Consider the following 20,279-nt stretch of genomic DNA (forward strand, 5'->3'; position numbering starts at 1 on the left):
AAATGGCTTTGGCTGAAAACATTTTCCCTGTTGGTCTGATGAAGGACGTTCCGGAGGATTTATATCGAAATAGAGTAGGTATGAACGTTTTGCGGGCGTTAACTGTGAAGAGCGGGTGCTGATATTGGCATCAACTAGGGTGGCAACGCGGGAAAACTCCCGTCCCTTATATTTATATAAGGGACGGGAGTTTTTTATTTTAATTTAATATAAGTTATTGGGGGTTTTAAGATGAGTATGAAAGCACCAAGAGGTACAGTGGATATTTTGCCTAAAGATGCAGCTAAATGGCAGTATGCAGAAAATAAAATTAAAGATATATGCAACAGATTTCATTTTAAAGAAATTCGTACGCCTTTATTTGAACATACCGAAGTGTTTCAACGAGGTGTTGGAGATTCTACAGATATCGTACAAAAAGAGATGTATACCTTTGATGATCGTGGTGGTAGAAGCCTGACACTTAGACCTGAAGGAACTGCATCGGTAGCAAGAGCTTTTGTGGAAAACAAATTATTTGGGGAACCGAATCAACCGGTTAAACTTTATTATTTTGCACAAATGTTTCGATATGAACGCCCTCAAAAAGGAAGAATGCGTCAATTAAATCAGTTTGGTGTAGAAGTACTTGGCAGTGCGGATCCAGCTGTGGATGCAGAGGTTATTGATCTTGCTATGACGACGTACAAAGAATTAGGTTTGAAATCATTAAAATTAGTGATTAATTCCCTGGGTGACAAAGAAAGCCGAAGCAATCACAGAAAAGCACTTGTAAACCATTTTGAACCACATAAAGAAGAACTTTGTGATGATTGTCAAAACAGACTGTCTCAGAATCCGCTTCGTGTCCTGGATTGCAAAACCGACCGTGACCACCCGGCAATGAAAACAGCTCCATCCATTCTGGAATTTTTAAATGAAGAATCAAAATTATATTTTGAAAAGGTTCAAGAATACTTATCATTGATGGAAATTGATTTTATTGTTGACCCAACCCTTGTAAGAGGACTGGATTATTATAATCATACTGCTTTTGAGATTATGAGTGAAGCAGATGGCTTCGGTGCAATTACAACACTCGCTGGTGGTGGCAGGTATAATGGATTAATCGAAGAACTTGGAGGACCTGATACACCAGGAATTGGATTCGGAATGGGATTTGAACGTTTACTCATGGCTTTGGAGGCTGAAAACATTGCCCTACCACTGAATGACAGCTTGGATTGTTTCATCGTTGCAATGGGTTCTGATAAAGTGAGTAAAGAAGCAACAAAACTTGTACATCAGCTCCGTGTTAACGGTATACAAGTCGATAAGGATTATCAGGATCGAAAGATGAAAGGTCAGTTTAAGGCTGCTAATCGTTTCGATTCGAAATATGTGCTCGTTCTTGGAGAAGAAGAGATCGACAGAAAAATTATTAATGTAAAAGAAATGGAATCTGGTGAACAAATAGAAATACCATTAGAAAATATTGTTGAAACATTAAAGCAAAAGCTTCTGGGAGGTAAAGGACATGAGTGAACGGGTAATGGCTGGAAAGTTATCGGAAGAAACTATCGGGCAAGCGATACTACTAAAAGGTTGGGTTCAAAGAAGACGTGATTTAGGTGGATTAATCTTTATTGATCTTCGTGACAAATCAGGAATTGTGCAGGTAGTATTTAATCCTGATCATTCAAAGAATGCTCTTGAAATTGCTGAAAAGATCCGTTCCGAGTATGTAGTGGAAATTAATGGAGAAGTGGTTGAACGAGATAAATCAACTGTAAATCCAATAATGAAAACTGGAAGGATTGAAGTGATCGCTACTTCTATTAAAATTTTAAACAAGGCAAAGACACCACCTTTTACGATTCAAGATGATACAGATGTGTCCGAAGATGTCCGACTGAAGTATCGGTACCTTGATTTAAGAAGAAGTCCTTTGCAGGAAACGTTTAAATTGCGCCATCGGACCACACAAGCTATTCGTAATTTCCTTAACGATAATGATTTTATGGAAATGGAAACCCCAATATTGACAAAGAGCACACCAGAAGGGGCTCGGGATTATCTGGTTCCAAGCCGTGTTCATCCTGGTGAGTTTTACGCTTTACCGCAGTCACCACAACTTTTTAAACAGTTGATTATGATGAGTGGTTTTGAAAAATATTATCAAATTGCAAGATGTTTCCGTGATGAAGATCTTCGTGCTGACCGTCAGCCGGAATTCACTCAGATTGATATTGAGACTTCCTTTTTAACCAGCGATGAAATTATGGAAATGACGGAACATATGATGCAGCAAGTTGTAAAAGAAGTTAAAGATTTGGATATAGAGTTGCCATTGCAAAGAATGCCATATGATGAAGCAATGGAACGCTTTGGCTCGGATAAACCGGATACGAGATTTGGTCTTGAATTAATACATGTTTCCGATATCCTAGTTAACTCTACTTTCAAAGTTTTCCAAGGTGCAATTCAATCTGGTGGAAATGTTGCTCTATTGAATGTAAAAGGGGAAGCGGCTAATTTCTCTCGCAAAGACATTGACAAATTAACCGATTATGTAAAAGTATATGGAGCAAAAGGACTGGCTTGGCTGAAAGTAGAAGGGGACGAACTGAAAGGACCAATCGCTAAATTTCTTACCGATAAAGAAATATCTGATCTATCAAATAAAGCAAATGCGATAGATGGTGATTTGTTATTATTTGTAGCAGATAAAACATCCGTTGTTTCTGACAGTTTGGGTGCTTTGCGCTTAAAATTAGGGAAACAGTTGGAACTTATCGATGAATCTAAATTTAACTTTTTATGGGTAACAGACTGGCCATTACTTGAATACGACGAAGAACTTGGCAGATACTTTGCGGCTCACCATCCGTTCACATCTCCTATTGAGGAAGATATGGAAAGATTAGAGAGTGACCCGGCAAGTGTCAGGGCAAATGCATATGATCTCGTTCTCAATGGTTATGAACTAGGTGGAGGATCAATCCGTATTTACCAAAAGGAACAGCAGGATCATATGTTTAAAGTATTAGGATTTAGTGAAGAAGAAGCGAAAGAGCAATTTGGGTTCCTTTTGGATGCATTAGAATATGGTGCTCCTCCACACGGTGGAATCGCACTTGGTCTAGACCGGATTATAATGCTGCTTGCTGGTAGAACAAATCTTCGGGACACCATTTTGTTTCCAAAAACAGCCTCAGCGTCCGATTTATTGACTGATGCGCCCAATGAAGTAAGTGATGCTCAATTAGATGAACTGTCTATAGCATTATCCAAACAAAAACCAAAGAAATAAAGTTTTAACATTGTAAATATTGAAATAAATAATTAGCTGTGTTAAGATTAATTTACAAATCAATATTAATAGCTTAATCCTGATGTGTTCGTCTATAAAAAGTATTTTGACCGAACAACTATATATTTGGGAGCCTGATTTAGTTTTTATAGTGCGTGCATGCCTGTATTCTTCGGAATCAATGGAAGCACAATACATGTAAAACAGGGCACCCACCTGCTTCAAGCGGGATCAAAACTTTAAAATAGGACGGCACAATCGGGATTAAGCTATACATACAAAAAAGAAAAGAGGACCTGTATAAAATACAGGTCCTCTTTTTATTGGCTTGAACAGCCATATCTAACACTTATTCCTAGAAAATCTTCTTTGATTCTTTTAATTGGAACCTTGGATGAGCTGTTCCAAGTTACCGTTTTTATCCATTCGGAATGCAGGGGAAGCGTGACTTCCTTTATCATTGAGTACGGTCATTTTTCTTGCCCGATCCATAATTTGAATAAATGTCTGGTAATCTTCTTGAATGGTAACCAACTGTTCTTCCGTATTGGAAAGCTGTTTTTCAAGTTCTTTCACTTTTGTCTGCAACATGGTATTCTCTTTTTCAACAGTCTCCAGTGTTGATTTTGATTGATTGGAAGCATGATAGTCTTTTTTTAATTCTCTTAAATATTGTATAACCATATCAAGATTTATAGTTGGTGGTTCCACCATAACAAAGGTATTTTCTTCTTCTACTTCGGATTTGCTTTCTTCAAATACCGGTGGAAGTGAAAGTGTCGGCGGAACTCTTGTTTGCTTCAACGTGGAACTCATCGCCCTTTTTTTCTCTTTTCGCTGTCTTTTTGCGAGATCGATAGCACTATCATATTTTGTTCTAACTTCTGCATTCCAGCGAAAACCGCAGGCTGCTGATGTTCGGTTTAATTTGTCGCCGACTTCATCAAAAGCATTTAATTGGGTACTGCCTTCTCGAATGTGACGCAATACTGTCTCAGCAAGTAATAAATCGTCCTCGTGGGACCAGGCGTCTTGTCTAACTTTTACCAAAATATTCAACTCCTTTTTATAGTAGGGAATGTTCCAAAAGTCCTGTTAAAGATTCTTTAATTTGGAACACACACTAGTAGCACAACAATAGATTGTAACTTTTATGTCTATTATTGCCTTATAGAAAGGGTTATATACGTTAATTCTTCTTATCTCTTTGAATTTTATCGTAAACTTGCTTTAGAGCTTGTTCGAATTTAGCGCTGTTCTTTGGTTGGTAGTAGTTTCTGTTTTTGATAGAATCAGGCAAATACTGTTGCTTCACCCAAGCCCCATCATAATTATGTGGATATTTGTAATCGACTCCCCGACCAAGTTTTGTTGCACCTTGATAATGGGAATCTTTCAGGTGCGCAGGAATCTCTCCGCTTTTACCACTTCTTATGTCAGATAAAGCTCCATCAAGCGCTTTATAGGCAGTGTTTGATTTAGGTGATAATGCTAGTTCCACAATGGCAACAGACAATGGAATTCGTGCTTCTGGGAATCCAAGTCTCTCTGCCGCCTGAACCGCAGAAACTGCACGTGGGCCTGCCTGTGGGTTTGCAAGACCGATATCTTCATAGGCGATCACAATCATACGACGGGCAATACTATCAAGATCCCCGGCCTCAATTAATCTTCCTAAATAGTGAAGTGCCGCATCCACATCACTACCACGAATTGATTTTTGGAATGCGGAAAGTACATCATAGTGAGCATCGCCATTTTTATCATGAGAAAAGCTTTTTTTTTGCATGCACTCCTCTGCAGTATTTAGATCAATTAAAATCTGCCTTTTTTCATTTTCTGGTGTGGAAGAAACGGCCAGTTCGAGTCCATTTAAAGCAGATCGGAGGTCACCGTTCGCTGCAGTAGCAAAATGACTAAGGGCATCCTCTGTTAAGACTACATCACTGCTCCCAAATCCATGCTCTTCATTGTTTAAAGCACGAGTAATCGCAGTTTTAATATTCTCATCGGTTAAAGCCTGTAATTCAAACAGATGGCACCTACTACGTATTGCAGGGTTAATAGAATGATACGGATTACTCGTCGTACAACCGATCAATGTAACCAAATTGCTTTCTAGATGTGGGAGGAGGAAATCCTGTTTCGCTTTATCAAGCCGATGGACCTCATCTAGTATTAAGACAACTTGTCCCATCATTTTTGCTTCTTCCACAACTATCTCCATATCCTTCTTTTTGTCTGCAACCGCATTTAACATTTTAACAGGCAGGCCGACACTTTTTCCAAGTGCATAGGCCATCGATGTTTTACCTGTTCCTGGTGGCCCAAATAGAATCATGGAAGCAAGTCTATTGGCGTTTACCATTCGATTAATTATTTTACCGTTACCGACCAGATGTTCCTGACCGATAATATCTTCTACTTGTTCTGGTCTCATACGAAATGCAAGAGGTTTTTGTTTCATTTACAACGTCCTTTATATATAATATTACATTTAAAGCTTAATCCTGATTCAGCTTAAATGCAAGGAGCATACTATTCATGCTATAATAGCACTTATTATAGTATGATGGACGATCAAATCATTAAGAGGAGTTTATATATATGAAAATTTCTACAAAAGGAAGATATGGATTAACAATTATGGTTGAATTGGCAAAGAAGTATGGCGAAGGGCCAACATCATTAAAATCGATTGCCAAAGAGAATGACCTATCAGAACATTATTTGGAGCAACTAGCATCACCACTTCGAAATGCCGGTTTAATTAAAAGTATTCGCGGTGCATATGGGGGATATAAATTATCTAGGGAACCAAAGGAAATCACGGCAGGAGACATTATCCGTGTTCTTGAAGGACCGCTTACCATTGTGGAAGGTATTGAAGATGAAAAGCCTGCTCAACAGGCATTATGGATGGAAATTCGAGATGCAGTAAAAAGCGTTATGGATAAAACGACATTGGATGATTTAGCTAATCATGATAATGATGAACTACAAGATGCATACATGTTTTATATCTAGAATCTTTTTTTGAGATGGAAGGGAAATGTACTATGGAACCAATTTATTTGGATCACGCTGCAACTACTCCAATGGCTGAGGAAGTAATTCAAGCAATGCTTCCTGTCTATAATGAGGTTTTTGGTAATCCATCAAGTGTCCATTCATTCGGTAGAAAAGCGCGGCAGATTTTGGATGGGGCAAGACGTGTTATGGCATGGAGTATACGAGCGAACGAAAAAGAAATTACCTTTACCAGTGGGGGAACAGAAGCGGATAACCTTGCATTTGTTGGAACTGCATTGGCTAACCGTCATAAAGGTAATCATATAATTACAACTAACCAGGAGCATCATGCTGTACTTCATACTGCTGAGGCATTAGAAAAACAAGGCTTTATAGTAACGTATCTCCCAGTATATAGGGATGGAAAAATAGCAATAGAAGATTTAAAAAACGCATTAACGAATGAAACAATTCTTGTCTCCATTATGTATGTAAATAATGAAACTGGAATTATTCAGCCAATAAAGGAAATCGGCGATCTACTCAGAAATCATCAGGCATATTTTCATACAGATGCAGTTCAAGCGTTCGGACTCCTTGAAATGGATGTTAAAGAATTGGGAATTGATATGCTGACGGTGTCTTCACACAAAATTAATGGACCAAAAGGGATTGGATTTTTGTATGTAAAAGAAAATGTAAAAATCAATGCTTTGCAGTATGGCGGTGAACAGGAAAGAAAACGTCGCCCAGGTACAGAAAATATTGCAGGAGCAGCAGGCTTCCAAAAAGCTGTCGAACTGGCAATTCAAAACAGAGAAACAAGAAGAAACCAGTATCAGATATACAAAGAATTATTTATCGAAGAACTGAAGGAACATGGGATTAATTTTGAAGTCAATGGTGATATTGAGTCGACAATATCCTCCATTATAAATATAAGTTTTCCAGGTGCAAATGTGGAAACATTGCTAACGAATTTTGATTTAGATGGGATTGCAGCCTCAAGTGGAAGTGCCTGTACGGCAGGAAGTGTGGAACCATCACATGTATTAACTGCCATGTTTGGAAAAGATAATCCATGTACGACAAATTCCATCCGTTTTAGTTTTGGAATCTTTAATACGGAAGAAAATGTTAAAGAGGCAGCGAGACGGGTTTCAAGGATTATAAAAAGATTAAGATAAAGGATCGTGAAAATAATGAAAAGTAATAAAGATATTCGAGTAGTAGTGGGAATGAGCGGTGGTGTCGATTCTTCAGTAGCTGCCTTACTTCTTAAAGAACAAGGCTATGATGTAGTCGGTATCTTTATGAAAAACTGGGATGACACAGACGAGTTCGGTGTATGTACGGCAACAGAGGATTTTGATGATGTTGTTCGTGTCTGTAATCAGCTGGATATACCCTATTACTCTGTTAACTTTGAAAAACAATATTGGGATAAAGTATTTACTTATTTTCTGGAAGAATACAAAGCAGGGCGTACACCAAATCCTGATGTCATGTGTAATAAAGAAATTAAGTTCAAAGCATTTCTTGACCACGCCATGTCTCTAGGCGCAGATTATCTTGCGACAGGTCATTACGCTCAAGTAAGGGAAGTAAATGGTCGCATTGAAATGTTACGTGGTGTAGATGATAATAAAGACCAAACGTACTTCCTCAATCAATTATCTTCAGACGTTCTGAGGCAAGTGATGTTTCCATTAGGACATATGCCAAAATCTGAAGTACGAAAAATTGCGAAAGAATACGGTTTGGTTACAGCCGATAAAAAAGATTCGACTGGAATTTGTTTTATTGGAGAACGTAATTTCAAAGAATTTCTAAGTGAGTACTTACCTGCACAACCTGGTGATATGCAAACGATGGATGGACTGGTTAAAGGAAAACACGATGGTTTAATGTATTATACATTAGGCCAACGCCAAGGACTTGGTATTGGCGGAGCAGGAGATCCATGGTTTGTTATAGGTAAAAATCTTAAAAATAATACGCTATATGTGGAACAAGGTTATAGTAATGATAAACTGTATTCGGATGCATTAATTGCAACGGATATGAACTGGATAAATGATGATGTGATCACGGAATCGTTTATCTGTACTGCTAAGTTCCGCTACCGTCAAAAAGATAGTAATGTTACCGTCCATCTTCAAAATGATGGGAAAGTTTTCGTTGAATTTGCAGAAAGCGAAAGGGCAGTAACTCCTGGACAGGCGGTTGTCTTTTATGATGGAGACGTCTGTCTTGGTGGTGGGACAATTGATGAAATTATAAAGAATAATCATACACTTGATTATGTAGGTTAAGTAAGGAGATTTGAGATGGATAAAAATACACAAGCAATAAATTATATGAGGGAACAGAATTTTGAGGAAGCAGCCAGACTGTTCAATGAAGTCATTGAGGAACAGCCAGATGAACCGTTAGGCTATATTAATTTTGGCAATCTTTTAGTGCAATTAAATGAGAATGAACGTGCAGAGCGTTTTTTTGAAAAAGCAATTGAATTGGACACAGAAGCTGCAACAGCCTATTACGGTTTAGGAAATCTTTACTTTGAGCAATCTTTATTTCCAAAAGCACAGATGAATTTTCAACAGGCAATTGAGCTTGGACTCGAGGAAAGTGATGTATACTTTATGCTTGGCTTAACGTTACAGAATCAGGAACAGTTTAAATATGCGCTACCATATTTATTACGAGCTACCGAGTTGAATCCGAACGATGAAGAGATTCTCTTTCAATATGGATTATCCCTAGCACAAAGTAACAGTCTGGAAGATGCGGAGAATGTTTTTAATCGCGTCCTCGAAATAAATCAGGATCATAGTGACACCCATTACAATCTGGGTGTCCTATCCCTGTTTAATGAAAATGTCGATGAGGCATTAGGCCATTTCAACGAGGCGCTTCGAATACAGCCAGAGCATGTTCTTGCAGCTAACGGAAAGAAAAATGTGGAACAACTAATAAACGAAAACTAGGTATATAGATAGTGGGGTTGTTTGAAATGGAAATGAGTCAACAACAATCAAATGAAGAACAAGGATATATTAAAGGTGAAATAGTTAATACAATTTTTAATAATGAAGCTGAACATTTCTCGATCGTAAAAATCAAAGTACAGGAGACAAATGAAGACTTCAAAGAGAAAGAGATTGTTGCGAAAGGCTATTTTTCCAATCTCCATGAACAGACAACCTACTATTTTTACGGAGAATTTGAGAGGCATGTCCGGTTTGGTACGCAATATAAAGTGTCTTCTTATAAAACCATTATTCCAGATACAAAAGATGGTTTGGTCGCATATCTATCAAGTGATTTATTTTATGGTATTGGCGAAAAAACAGCAGAACGTATTGTAGGATACTTAGGTGAAACAGCCATCTCTAAAATACTAAACGACTCAAACGTATTGAAAGATGTACCAGGATTAAAAAAAGAAACTGCTGAGAGATTGGCAGCAAGCCTAAAAGAAAATCAAGGCTTTGAACATGTAGCTGTTTATTTATCCAACTATGGAGTAGGATTAAAAATGGCTCAAAACGTCTACCAAAAGTACAAAGAGGAAGCAATCGAGATACTGGAAAAAGATCCATATCAATATGTATTTGATATAGAAGGATTTGGATTCCGAACTGCGGACGAAATTGCCAGGCAAAATGGACTTTCTTTGACACATCCGAATCGAATTGGTGCAGGGTGTATTTATGTTCTTCAGAGAAGTATTCAGGAAGGACATGTTTTTTTACCAATGGACCTCTGTGTTGATCAGGTGATGGGACTGCTTGCAGTTCATCCTGCTGAACAATCAATTATTACAGATAGGCTTGAAGAATTAAATACGGAGAAAAAGTTGATTATTTATGAAGGTAACGTGTATCTCCCGACTCTTTACTATGCAGAGGATGGCTTTGCTTCCAATTTAAAACGAATTATTACTAAACCGTTGGAGGAAGAAACGTCTTTGGCAGAAATGTTAAAAATAACTGGACAAATTGAAGAAGCGGAAGTATTAAGTTATGGTAAGGAGCAATTTTCTGCTATTAATCAATCATTGCATTCTAAGATTATGATATTAACAGGGGGACCCGGGACCGGTAAGACTACCGTTATAAAAGGAATTCTCAAAGCATATGCTGCAATACATCAGGTATCTCTTGATCCGAAAGATTACGAATCCAAGTCGGACTATCCATTTATACTGACTGCTCCAACCGGCCGTGCAGCAAAAAGATTGAACGAATCAACCGGACTTCCTGCATTAACAATACATAGACTTCTTGGATGGAATGGTAGCAACGGTTTTGATAAAGATGAACAGGAACAGCTTTCAGGGAAAATTTTAATTGTTGATGAGTTTTCGATGGTTGATATCTGGTTGGCAAATAGCCTCTTCAAAGCAATTCCCGATGATATGCAGGTTCTATTGGTAGGGGATGAAGATCAATTGCCATCTGTTGGGCCAGGACAGGTTCTATCAGATTTATTGAAAAGTAACTTACTGCCACTCGTAAGTTTGAGCGAGGTTTATCGGCAGAAGGAAGGATCCAAAATTATTCAGCTTGCACATGAGATCAAAAATGATACATGTTCAGCGGGGTCGCTTGCGAATGATAAAGATTTCAGCTTTATTGCATGTTTCGAACATCATATGATCCACGTAATTACGTCCATTTATAAAAAGGCACTGGATAAAGGTTTAGACGCAAGGGATATTCAAGTCCTTGCTCCGATGTACAGATCGCAGGCCGGGATAACGATGATTAATAAAGAACTGCAGCAGCTAATCAACCCAAAGACAAAAAGAAGACGAGAAATTAAGTTCAATGATGTTACTTATCGTGTGGGTGATAAGGTGATTCAGCTTGTTAACCAACCTGAAGATGGCGTTTATAATGGGGATATTGGAGAAATCGCAGCTATTTTCAAAGAAGACGAAAACAAAGAAAATGTAGAGCAGCTTGTAATCACATTTGAAGATAGAGAAGTAGTATATGTACGGAAAGATTATGTGAATTTTACGCATGCCTATTGTATTTCCATTCATAAGTCTCAGGGAAGTGAATTTCCAATCGTCATTTTACCAGTAGTCTCAACCTATAATCGTATGCTGCGAAAAAACTTACTGTACACAGCAATTACCCGAAGTAAAGAGTCACTGATTATTTGCGGGGAAGAACAGGCTTTTTTACGAGGAATACAAACAAAAGACACAAATAAACGATTTACTTCATTAAAAGAACAGTTAACAGAAAGACTTCAAGGAATTTCACTCACAGAAATGAAAGAACCAGAAGAACAAGAAATCTCTCCTTATGATTTTATGTGATTATTTATGTATATAAAGTTATAAATCGGGCAAGCATAGTAGCGTATTATCCGAAAAGGGGTTATGATTATGCTGCGTTGTCCGAATTGTAACGGAAAAGATATAGGCAAAATAGGTACACAGGATTATTTTTGCTGGACGTGCTGTATTGAAATGACAGTATCCGGTAAAGAACTAATGGTTCATCAAATAGAATCTGACGGAAGTCTAAGTTCATTGGATGATTTGTTTACAAAAGAACAACGCCAACTTCCATAGAGAGCTCCCAGCAAAAAATGAGTATAATACCAATCTGCTGAGGAGTGTCTTTCATGTTTGAGGATAAAAAACGCTTTACGATATTATACTGGTTAGTCATTGGTATCGTATTATTTATATTTTCTTATTTATTTTTTAAAACAATGCCATATTACGGTACCTTTTTTTCTTTTCTCGGTAAACTGTTAATACCTTTTGTTATTTCTGCTTTAATTGCTTATTTGTTGCATCCATTAGTTGATCAATTGGATAGCATGAATATTCATCGAGGTTTGGCTATCCTGTTGATCTATCTCATTTTCTTTGGCGGAACAGGCTATCTGTTTTATCGGGGATATCCATTAATTGTCCATCAACTGGGAGATTTAAATGAAAATCTTCCAGAAATTATAGCAATGTATGAAAATTTAATTTATCAGATATATAACTATACGTCGTTTTTGCCTGAAGCGGTACATGATAAAATAGATGAACTAATACTCTCCTTGGAAACATCATTGGATCAATTGATTTCTAAACTTGTAGCAGGTTTTGCTAAAATAATAGATATGATTATTATAATTACGGTAATACCGGTACTTGTTTTCTACTTCCTTAAGGATTATACGAAAATAAAAACCTTCTTTATTACATTTATTCCCAAAAAATTCCGGAGTGATGCAAGTAATTTGCTGTCCGAGATTGATAAAGGTTTGGGTGGCTATATTCGCGGTCAGATAATCATCAGCTTATTTGTAGGTCTCACATCACTAATCATGTTTAAACTGCTAAATATAAAATATGCCTTATTGCTAGCTATTGTAATGGGGGTCACGAATATTATACCCTATTTTGGTCCAATCATTGGTGCAATACCAGCGGTGACAATCTCCTATACTACGGCTGGAAATAAAGTTTTTTTAGTTATTCTTGCTTTGTTTGTAATACAGATTATTGAAGGTAATCTGCTGTCGCCATATATAATGGGCAAGAGTGTGAAAATTCATCCCGTTGCCATCATCTTTGTACTATTGCTCGGTGGTCAGTTGTTTGGAGTGTGGGGAATGATATTGGCTGTTCCAGTTCTTACGATCACCAAAGTAATAACTGGTCAATTAATCGCGTTACATTCATATGATTGACAATGCTTGAAAAGTTTCATATAATATCGCTAACATAATAAATTAAACACTTTGATGGTTATAAGTACATGATCTACTTGTTTTTAGAGAAGAATTTCCGAGGGCTGAGAGAAATTCCAAACACAGTGTCATGGAAAGCTAAACCGGAGTACGGTTAAACCCCGTCGGTCTCATACCGTTAACATGATAAAGTGATGAATGATTTTCTTCATTCATAATTAGGGTGGTACCGCGAACATATCTCGTCCCTGCAATAATGCAGAGAGGGGATTTTTTTATTTTTAAAGAATGTGGAGGAATTTAGATGAAACAGTTAAGTTCAGCAGAAATCAGACAAATGTTTATTGACTTTTTTAAGGAAAAAGGACATCGTGTCGAACCAAGTGCCTCACTTGTTCCAATTGAAGATCCTACATTATTGTGGATTAATAGTGGCGTAGCGACATTAAAAAAATATTTTGATGGGCGTGTTATACCCGAGAATCCACGGATTGTAAATGCGCAAAAATCAATTCGTACCAATGATATTGAAAATGTCGGTTTTACAGCACGTCACCATACATTTTTCGAAATGCTTGGGAACTTTTCAATTGGAGAATACTTTAAGAAAGAAGCAATAGACTGGGCATGGGAATTCCTGACGAGTGATAAATGGATTGGTTTTGATAAGGAACTTCTTTCCGTAACTGTTCATCCAGAAGATGATGAAGCATATGACATGTGGCTAAATGATATTAAATTGCCAAAAGAACGCATCATTCGATTGGAAGAAAACTTCTGGGATATCGGAGAAGGCCCAAGTGGACCGAATACGGAAATATTCTACGACCGCGGAGAAAAATACGGAAATAACCCAGCTGACCCGGAACTATATCCAGGTGGAGAAAATAATCGTTATCTAGAAGTATGGAATCTAGTATTTTCCCAGTTTAACCATAACCCGGATGACACATATACACCACTTCCAAAGAAAAATATTGATACCGGCATGGGACTTGAGCGCCTGACATCAATTATTCAGGAAGTACCAACCAATTTTGAAACAGATTTATTTATGCCGATTATTCGCAAAACAGAAGAAATCGCGAATACGACTTACGGAAAAGAACTATCCAGTGATACCGCATTTAAAGTAATCGCAGATCATATTCGAACTGTCAGCTTTGCAATAGGTGATGGGGCTGTCCCTTCCAATGAAGGCAGGGGCTATGTATTACGTAGATTAGTGAGAAGAGCCATCCGATTTGCAAAAGAAATCGGTATCGAAAAACCTTTTATGTTTGAGCTTGTAGATACGGTTGGAGAGATCATGAAGGATTTCTATCCAGAAGTACTCAAGCAACGCGAATTCATTATAAATATCATTAAAGTGGAAGAGGAACGTTTCCATGAAACATTAAATGATGGTCTGGAAATTTTGACTGCCATTATGGATCAACAAAAAGTTGCTGGGAATACCGTCATCCCTGGAGAAGAAGTATTCCGTCTTTATGATACGTATGGTTTTCCAAAGGAATTAACTGCAGAATATGTGGAACAACAAGGGTTTACCATTGATAAAGAAGGTTATAATCGTGAAATGAATAAACAACGCGAACGTGCTAGAAGTGCAAGGCAAAAAGTCGATTCCATGCAGGTTCAAGACACGATTTTAAGTGAAATCAATGTAAAAAGTGAATTTATTGGATATGACCAAATGGCTGTGGATGCAACGGTGGAAACCATTATCGGTGGAAAAGAAGTAATCGATTCTGCAAGTCAAGATGATGAAGTATTTCTATTTTTAAATGAAACACCATTTTATGCTGAAAGTGGCGGACAGGTAGCTGATCATGGCTGGATTATTACGGAAAATGCTTCCGCATATGTGCTAGATGTTCAAAAGTCTCCGAAAGGACAAAATATTCATCGAGTACAGATAAAAGAAGGAGAGATACGTACTGGCGATACGGTGAAGGCTGCTGTAGACTCCCATTTCCGAACTTCTGTTATCAAGAATCATACGGCTACACATTTACTTCACCAGGCCCTTAAAGATGTTTTAGGAAAACACGTTAATCAAGCTGGTTCATTAGTAACACCTGAACGTTTACGCTTTGACTTTTCCCATTTCAGTGGTGTTTCCAGTGATGAATTGAAACAGGTAGAACAAATAGTTAACGAAAAAATTTGGGAATCTGTATCATTAGCAATTGAAAATAAGAATTTGGATGAGGCAAGAGAAATGGGTGCAATGGCATTATTCGGTGAAAAGTATGGTGATGTGGTTCGTGTAGTACAAATAGGAGACTATAGCCTGGAATTATGTGGAGGTTGTCACGTTACAAATACATCCGAGATAGGGTTATTTAAAATCGTCTCAGAGAGTGGCATTGGAGCAGGTACAAGAAGAATTGAAGCTGTTACAAGTCAATATGCCTATGAATTCCTGAATAAGAAACTTTCTATTTTGAGTTCCTCTGCGGAATTAGTTAAATCCAGTGATGAACAAGTTCCGGAAAGAATTGAAGGATTACAACAAGAACTGAGAGCATTGCAAAAAGAAACAGAATCATTAAGTGCAAAATTATCTAATTTGGAAGCCTCATCTATTTTGGACCAGGTTGAAAACGTACAGGATATACCATTGCTAGCTCAGAAAGTAAATGTTAAAGATATGAACCAGCTTCGAAACATGGTTGATAGTCTAAAACAGAAATTAACTACAGGTATTGTTCTACTTGCAGCTGAGAATAATGGAAAAGTACAATTGGCAGCAGGAGTATCCAACGATTTAAATCAAAAAGGATTGCATGCTGGCAACTTGATTAAACAAGCTGCAACAATTTGCGGAGGTGGTGGTGGGGGCCGTCCGGATATGGCACAAGCTGGCGGTAAAGACCCTGCAAAAATAGAAGAAGCACTTGAATCTGCAAAAAATTATATTACAGAAAATGTAAAATAACCGTAACTGTTTGTAAACAAAGCATTAAAAAAGTATAATAATACCAATAAACATGTTAAAATGATTTTTAGAATGCAAACTTGGAACGAGGTGTCACAGTGAGTTCAATTGATAAAACGATGAAGTTTAACTTTTCAGAAGAACCATTTGATCAGGATATTAAGGATATTCTATTGACTGTACATGAATCATTGCAAGAAAAAGGATATAATCCGATTAATCAGATTGTGGGTTATTTATTATCAGGTGACCCCGCGTATATTCCGAGATACAATGATGCCAGAAATTTGATCCGTAAAATAGAACGAGACGAAGTGATTGAAGAACTGGTTAAATTTTATCTGGAGCAGAACAAGGAGAATAAATGAAAATAGTAGGATTAGATGTTGGCTCAAAAACCATCGGTGTTGCGGTCAGTGATGCGTTTGGCTGGACTGCCCAAGGAGTGACTACAATCAAATGGAATGAGTTAGAAATTCATTCTGCCGATGAGGAATTAAAACAAATTATAGAAACGCATGAGATTGGAAAAGCTATTGTCGGGCTGCCGAAAAATATGAATGGAACCATTGGAGAACGTGGAGAAGCTTCTCAAAGATATGCCAGACATATAGAGAACGTACATGGCATACCTACTGAATTATGGGATGAACGTCTTTCTACCATAGCAGCCGAACGCGTATTGCTCGAAGCAGATATGAGCAGAAAGAAAAGAAAGAAAGTAATTGATAAAATGGCTGCGGTCATGATACTGCAAGGGTACTTAAATCAGAAATAGAGGAGTGATCGAATGGCTTTGGAAGAAAAAGAAAGAATAATTATCCCTGATGAAAATGGTGATGAGCACCTATTTGAAGTTTTGTTCACTTTTGATGTTGATGAAACAGAACAATCGTATATTGCAGTAGTACCAGCTGAACAGGCAGAAGAAGAAGAAGTGGAAGTATATGCATTCCGTTTCGAAGAACAGGATAACGAGGATTTCACGCTTTTTCCGATAGAATCGGATGAAGAATGGGAACTGGTTGAGGAAATGTTAAACACATTGGCAGACGAAGAAGACGAAGCGTAAAAATCTAAGATTATAGCGGCTGATGTCAGTAATTCGACATCAGCTTTTGCTTGTAATCCACTATATTATGGATAAAAACTTTCTTTTTTAGTATAATATAGCGGACGAAGGGGGGATACTGGATGTCTAAGAAGAAAGAGCCTGGCAGTTTTAAGGACAATCTTCTAGCCAGAAGCAAAGAAGCCAGTACGGTAAGAAAGATTGTGTCTATTATCCTTATAGCATTAATACTAATATTGGTCATTGGAGGAATATCAGGTTTTTTGTATGTTAAATCAGCACTTCAACCAGTAAATTCAGAAAGTGATGAGCAGATTACTGTAGAAGTTCCTATCGGTTCTTCAACTTCAACGATAGCAACTATCCTTGAAGAGAATGGAATTATTAAAGACGGAAGAATTTTCCGATTCTATACTAAATTTAATAATGAGTCCGACTTCCAAGCTGGAGAATATACATTCACACCTGCAGTAACATTTGATGAAATCATTGAGTCATTAAAAAATGGACGAGTTTACATAGAACCAGTTCATACCGTGACAATACCTGAAGGACTGACAGTTGATCAGATAGCAGATATTTTCAGTGAAACATTTGAGTTCACAAAAGAAGAATTCCTGGAGCAAGTGAATGATGAAACATATATAGAAGAATTGATTGCAAGTTACCCTAATCTATTATCTAATGCGATCCTTGATCAAGAAATCAGAACTCCATTAGAAGGTTATCTTTTTGCATCTACATACGACTTTTATGAGGAAGAACCGACTATAGAATCAATTATTGAAGCAATGCTTACACAAACAGAAAAAGTCTACTCCAAATATGCAGCAGACTTAGAACAAATTGATTTCACCACGCACGAAGCAATTACGTTTGCTTCGCTCGTTGAGAGGGAAACAGCAAGTGAAGAGCAACGCCAGCAAATATCACGTGTCTTTTATAATCGATTGGATGCTGGTATGCCGTTGCAGACAGACCCAACCGTATTATATGCACTAGGTGAACATAATGAAACGGTGACGTACGATGATTTAGAGATTGAATCACCTTACAACACATACTACATTGATGCACTTCCTATTGGTCCTATATCGAATTTTGCTGAAAATTCATTGAAGGCTGTGCTAGAGCCGGCAGAGTCTGACTTTTTATATTTTCTTCATGACTCGGAAGGAAATATATATTATGCAGAAACACATGATGAGCATTTACAAAACAGAGATCAATATTTAAATTAAATAACATGGAAATGTGGATTACCATTCACATTTCCCATTTTTATAAAGATATCTTTCAATAAAGAGGTAAAATAATGAGTGAAAAACTGAAGAGTTATCTAACAGAAACACTACCAGTTCAACAACAATGGGTTTATGAGCTGGAATCACAGGCCCGAGAAGATCATGTACCAATTATGGACAAGGTTGGCATTCATTTTGTGATGCAATTGATTCATATGAAAAGACCTGAGAAAATTCTGGAGGTGGGTACGGCGATAGGCTATTCTGCATTAAGAATGCTGGAAGCAAACCCGAGTTCGTCCATTGTAACGATAGAAAAGGATGAGCATCGTTACGAACAGGCAATGAATCATATTTATCAATTAAAGAAAGATAAACAGATAGAAGTAATACTTGGTGATGCGCTGGAAAAGCTTGTGGAGCTTTCAAATCAAAGCCATACCTTTGATTTTATCTTCATTGATGCTGCAAAAGGTCAATATCAGCGATTTTTTGAACTTGCCGAACCGATGTTGAAGAAGAATGGAATTATTTTATCAGATAATGTCTTGTTTAGAGGTTATGTAGCAGATCCAGAAGATGTTCCAAAAAGGTATACGAAAATGGTTAAAAAACTAAGAGATTATAACGAGATGCTGATGAATCATCCGAATTTTAATACGTCCATTATCCCTATAGGAGATGGGGTAGCAGTCAGTTATAAAATAAGCGAATAAAGGAGCTTCACACATCTATGAAAGACAAACCGGTAGTTATTGGTGTAGCAGGAGGAAGTGGCAGTGGTAAAACCTCTGTGACCCGCTCTATATGCCAACGATTCACAGATAAAACAATACTAGTTATCGAACAAGACTATTATTACAAAGATCAAAGTCATCTTCCGCTTGAAGAAAGGTTAAATACAAACTATGATCATCCGTTGGCATTTGATAATGATTTACTTATCGATCATCTTAATCAACTCCTTGATAGCAAACCAGTTGAAAAACCTGTTTATGATTATAAAATTCATACCAGATCAAATGAAGTGATTCATGTAGAACCGAAAGAAGTTATTATCGTAGAAGGTATTTTAATTCTTGAAGACCCAAGGCTTGTTGAATTGATGGATATTAAAGTATTTGTTGATACGGACGCAGATCTAAGGATTATTCGTAGACTCTTAAGAGATATTAAAGAGAGAGGGCGTAATTTAGATTCTGTAATTGATCAGTACATCAATAATGTTAGACCATCCCATCTGCAATTTATCGAACCTACAAAACGTTATGCAGATATAATTATTCCTGAAGGTGGTCAGAATCATGTAGCAATTGACATTATGGCTACAAAGATTGAGAACATCTTATCACAAAGTCGAAATAAATAATTTTGGTCAAAAATATTGAAAAACTATTGCAAATCTGCCATAGTAATGATTAGTATATTCTTCATATGTAACGCATAGGCTTTAAAGCTTATTTTTATTTGCACAGTGAAAAGAAGGAGTGTTTTTAATGGCTGTAGAGAAAAGTTATTATATGACGCAAGAGGGGAAAGAAAAATTAGAGAAAGAATTGCATTACTTAAAAACTGAAAGAAGGCAAGAAGTTGTGGAACGTATAAAAGTCGCACGTGACTTTGGAGATCTTTCAGAGAATTCCGAATATGATGCAGCAAAAGATGATCAGGCTTTTGTTGAACAACGTATCACACAAGTTGAAAAAATGATTCGTAATGCTGTCATTATTGAGAATGATAATGATAACCCAAATATTGTTTCTTTAGGCAAATCAGTTACATTTGTCGAATTACCAAATGGTGAAGAAGAAACCTACACCATTGTAGGAAGTGCAGAAGCAGACCCGTTTGAAGGTAAAATTTCCAATGATTCACCAATGGCGAAAAGCTTACTAGGTCATGAAGTTGGTACAGAGGTTGCTGTTGCAACTCCTGGTGGAGAAATTCAGGTAAGAATCGTAAAGGTTAATTAATTATAAAAATAAAGGTGGGGAG

Annotated in this window: 19 protein-coding genes, 1 other RNA gene and 2 other annotated features (1 of these 22 only partly in view); of the genes, 18 read left to right on the plus strand and 2 right to left on the minus strand. The window is 37.2% G+C overall.

Going from position 1 to position 20,279, the window contains the following annotated elements; translation table 11 throughout:
* Nucleotides 1-170, plus strand: a binding site (T-box leader) (it extends 49 nt beyond the left edge of the window).
* A gap of 61 nt (nt 171-231) precedes the next feature.
* The 3 genes from hisS (at nt 232) to ssrS (ending at nt 3,561) form a co-directional block, all read left to right on the plus strand.
* Nucleotides 232-1,524: a histidine--tRNA ligase gene (hisS, locus tag ACFOUV_RS02445; protein WP_379495176.1), complete on the plus strand. Its 1,293-nt coding sequence runs from the start codon at nt 232-234 to the stop codon at nt 1,522-1,524.
* The gene (gene aspS, locus ACFOUV_RS02450; RefSeq protein ID WP_379495177.1) at nt 1,517-3,292 is read left to right on the plus strand and encodes an aspartate--tRNA ligase; all 1,776 of its coding nucleotides are present in this window, start codon (nt 1,517-1,519) and stop codon (nt 3,290-3,292) included. The genes hisS and aspS overlap by 8 nt, the downstream gene beginning before the upstream one ends.
* 73 nt (nt 3,293-3,365) lie before the next feature.
* A non-coding RNA gene (ssrS, locus tag ACFOUV_RS02455) (6S RNA) lies at nt 3,366-3,561 on the plus strand.
* Nucleotides 3,562-3,670: 109 nt separating this feature from the next.
* Here the strand turns inward: ssrS and ACFOUV_RS02460 are convergent.
* Nucleotides 3,671-4,342 (minus strand): RsfA family transcriptional regulator, encoded by a 672-nt coding sequence (locus ACFOUV_RS02460; RefSeq protein WP_379495178.1) that lies wholly within the window; start codon nt 4,340-4,342, stop codon nt 3,671-3,673.
* Between the two features lie 139 nt (nt 4,343-4,481).
* Nucleotides 4,482-5,759 carry a replication-associated recombination protein A gene (locus ACFOUV_RS02465; RefSeq protein ID WP_379495179.1) on the minus strand — a complete coding sequence of 426 codons (1,278 nt, stop codon included), beginning with the start codon at nt 5,757-5,759 and terminating at the stop codon, nt 4,482-4,484.
* A gap of 140 nt (nt 5,760-5,899) precedes the next feature.
* On the opposite strand from ACFOUV_RS02465, the gene cymR reads away from it, so the two are divergent.
* From cymR to greA, 15 genes are all read left to right on the plus strand, one after another.
* The gene (cymR, locus tag ACFOUV_RS02470) at nt 5,900-6,319 is read left to right on the plus strand and encodes a cysteine metabolism transcriptional regulator CymR (RefSeq protein ID WP_379495180.1); all 420 of its coding nucleotides are present in this window, start codon (nt 5,900-5,902) and stop codon (nt 6,317-6,319) included.
* Nucleotides 6,320-6,351: 32 nt separating this feature from the next.
* Nucleotides 6,352-7,491 (plus strand): cysteine desulfurase family protein, encoded by a 1,140-nt coding sequence (locus ACFOUV_RS02475; protein WP_379495181.1) that lies wholly within the window; start codon nt 6,352-6,354, stop codon nt 7,489-7,491.
* A 15-nt stretch (nt 7,492-7,506) separates the two neighbouring features.
* A complete protein-coding gene (gene mnmA, locus ACFOUV_RS02480) occupies nt 7,507-8,619 on the plus strand; it encodes a tRNA 2-thiouridine(34) synthase MnmA (RefSeq protein ID WP_379495182.1) in 1,113 nt (370 codons plus the stop codon).
* A gap of 15 nt (nt 8,620-8,634) precedes the next feature.
* Nucleotides 8,635-9,297, plus strand: coding sequence for a tetratricopeptide repeat protein (locus tag ACFOUV_RS02485; RefSeq protein ID WP_379495183.1), 663 nt, complete (start codon nt 8,635-8,637; stop codon nt 9,295-9,297).
* A 26-nt stretch (nt 9,298-9,323) separates the two neighbouring features.
* Complete coding sequence (gene recD2, locus ACFOUV_RS02490; RefSeq protein ID WP_379495184.1) at nt 9,324-11,645, plus strand: SF1B family DNA helicase RecD2; 2,322 nt, start codon at nt 9,324-9,326, stop codon at nt 11,643-11,645.
* Nucleotides 11,646-11,714: 69 nt separating this feature from the next.
* The gene (locus ACFOUV_RS02495; protein WP_379495185.1) at nt 11,715-11,903 is read left to right on the plus strand and encodes a hypothetical protein; all 189 of its coding nucleotides are present in this window, start codon (nt 11,715-11,717) and stop codon (nt 11,901-11,903) included.
* 53 nt (nt 11,904-11,956) lie between these two features.
* Nucleotides 11,957-13,024: an AI-2E family transporter gene (locus tag ACFOUV_RS02500; RefSeq protein WP_379495186.1), complete on the plus strand. Its 1,068-nt coding sequence runs from the start codon at nt 11,957-11,959 to the stop codon at nt 13,022-13,024.
* Nucleotides 13,025-13,066: 42 nt separating this feature from the next.
* Nucleotides 13,067-13,277: a binding site (T-box leader), on the plus strand.
* 51 nt (nt 13,278-13,328) lie between these two features.
* A complete protein-coding gene (gene alaS / locus ACFOUV_RS02505) occupies nt 13,329-15,968 on the plus strand; it encodes an alanine--tRNA ligase (RefSeq protein ID WP_379495187.1) in 2,640 nt (879 codons plus the stop codon).
* Nucleotides 15,969-16,066: 98 nt separating this feature from the next.
* The gene (locus tag ACFOUV_RS02510; protein ID WP_379495188.1) at nt 16,067-16,336 is read left to right on the plus strand and encodes an IreB family regulatory phosphoprotein; all 270 of its coding nucleotides are present in this window, start codon (nt 16,067-16,069) and stop codon (nt 16,334-16,336) included.
* On the plus strand, nt 16,333-16,746 hold the full coding sequence (gene ruvX, locus ACFOUV_RS02515) for a Holliday junction resolvase RuvX (protein WP_379495189.1): 414 nt from the start codon (nt 16,333-16,335) through the stop codon (nt 16,744-16,746). The genes ACFOUV_RS02510 and ruvX overlap by 4 nt, the downstream gene beginning before the upstream one ends.
* Before the next feature lie 12 nt (nt 16,747-16,758).
* Nucleotides 16,759-17,040: a DUF1292 domain-containing protein gene (locus tag ACFOUV_RS02520; RefSeq protein WP_379495190.1), complete on the plus strand. Its 282-nt coding sequence runs from the start codon at nt 16,759-16,761 to the stop codon at nt 17,038-17,040.
* Nucleotides 17,041-17,162: 122 nt separating this feature from the next.
* Nucleotides 17,163-18,281 carry an endolytic transglycosylase MltG gene (mltG, locus tag ACFOUV_RS02525; RefSeq protein ID WP_379495191.1) on the plus strand — a complete coding sequence of 373 codons (1,119 nt, stop codon included), beginning with the start codon at nt 17,163-17,165 and terminating at the stop codon, nt 18,279-18,281.
* Nucleotides 18,282-18,355: 74 nt separating this feature from the next.
* Nucleotides 18,356-19,000 carry an O-methyltransferase gene (locus ACFOUV_RS02530; protein ID WP_379495192.1) on the plus strand — a complete coding sequence of 215 codons (645 nt, stop codon included), beginning with the start codon at nt 18,356-18,358 and terminating at the stop codon, nt 18,998-19,000.
* 17 nt (nt 19,001-19,017) lie between these two features.
* Nucleotides 19,018-19,653 (plus strand): uridine kinase, encoded by a 636-nt coding sequence (gene udk, locus ACFOUV_RS02535; RefSeq protein WP_379495193.1) that lies wholly within the window; start codon nt 19,018-19,020, stop codon nt 19,651-19,653.
* Between the two features lie 127 nt (nt 19,654-19,780).
* Nucleotides 19,781-20,257, plus strand: a complete 477-nt coding sequence (greA, locus tag ACFOUV_RS02540) for a transcription elongation factor GreA (protein WP_379495194.1) — start codon at nt 19,781-19,783, stop codon at nt 20,255-20,257.
* The last annotated feature ends 22 nt before the right edge of the window (nt 20,258-20,279 follow it).

It is taken from the genome of Oceanobacillus longus (genome assembly GCF_042650085.1).
Lineage (GTDB): Bacteria > Bacillota > Bacilli > Bacillales > Amphibacillaceae > Oceanobacillus > Oceanobacillus longus.

Bases quoted from the DNA above. Each gene is read 5' to 3' on its own strand.
- hisS (WP_379495176.1), top strand. From the start codon at position 232: ATGAGTATGAAAGCACCAAGAGGTACAGTGGATATTTTGCCTAAAGAT.
- aspS (WP_379495177.1), top strand. From the start codon at position 1,517: ATGAGTGAACGGGTAATGGCTGGAAAGTTATCGGAAGAAACTATCGGG.
- ACFOUV_RS02465 (WP_379495179.1), bottom strand. From the start codon at position 5,759: ATGAAACAAAAACCTCTTGCATTTCGTATGAGACCAGAACAAGTAGAA.
- cymR (WP_379495180.1), top strand. From the start codon at position 5,900: ATGAAAATTTCTACAAAAGGAAGATATGGATTAACAATTATGGTTGAA.
- ACFOUV_RS02475 (WP_379495181.1), top strand. From the start codon at position 6,352: ATGGAACCAATTTATTTGGATCACGCTGCAACTACTCCAATGGCTGAG.
- mnmA (WP_379495182.1), top strand. From the start codon at position 7,507: ATGAAAAGTAATAAAGATATTCGAGTAGTAGTGGGAATGAGCGGTGGT.
- ACFOUV_RS02485 (WP_379495183.1), top strand. From the start codon at position 8,635: ATGGATAAAAATACACAAGCAATAAATTATATGAGGGAACAGAATTTT.
- recD2 (WP_379495184.1), top strand. From the start codon at position 9,324: ATGGAAATGAGTCAACAACAATCAAATGAAGAACAAGGATATATTAAA.
- ACFOUV_RS02495 (WP_379495185.1), top strand. From the start codon at position 11,715: ATGCTGCGTTGTCCGAATTGTAACGGAAAAGATATAGGCAAAATAGGT.
- ACFOUV_RS02500 (WP_379495186.1), top strand. From the start codon at position 11,957: ATGTTTGAGGATAAAAAACGCTTTACGATATTATACTGGTTAGTCATT.
- alaS (WP_379495187.1), top strand. From the start codon at position 13,329: ATGAAACAGTTAAGTTCAGCAGAAATCAGACAAATGTTTATTGACTTT.
- ruvX (WP_379495189.1), top strand. From the start codon at position 16,333: ATGAAAATAGTAGGATTAGATGTTGGCTCAAAAACCATCGGTGTTGCG.
- ACFOUV_RS02520 (WP_379495190.1), top strand. From the start codon at position 16,759: ATGGCTTTGGAAGAAAAAGAAAGAATAATTATCCCTGATGAAAATGGT.
- mltG (WP_379495191.1), top strand. From the start codon at position 17,163: ATGTCTAAGAAGAAAGAGCCTGGCAGTTTTAAGGACAATCTTCTAGCC.
- ACFOUV_RS02530 (WP_379495192.1), top strand. From the start codon at position 18,356: ATGAGTGAAAAACTGAAGAGTTATCTAACAGAAACACTACCAGTTCAA.
- udk (WP_379495193.1), top strand. From the start codon at position 19,018: ATGAAAGACAAACCGGTAGTTATTGGTGTAGCAGGAGGAAGTGGCAGT.
- greA (WP_379495194.1), top strand. From the start codon at position 19,781: ATGGCTGTAGAGAAAAGTTATTATATGACGCAAGAGGGGAAAGAAAAA.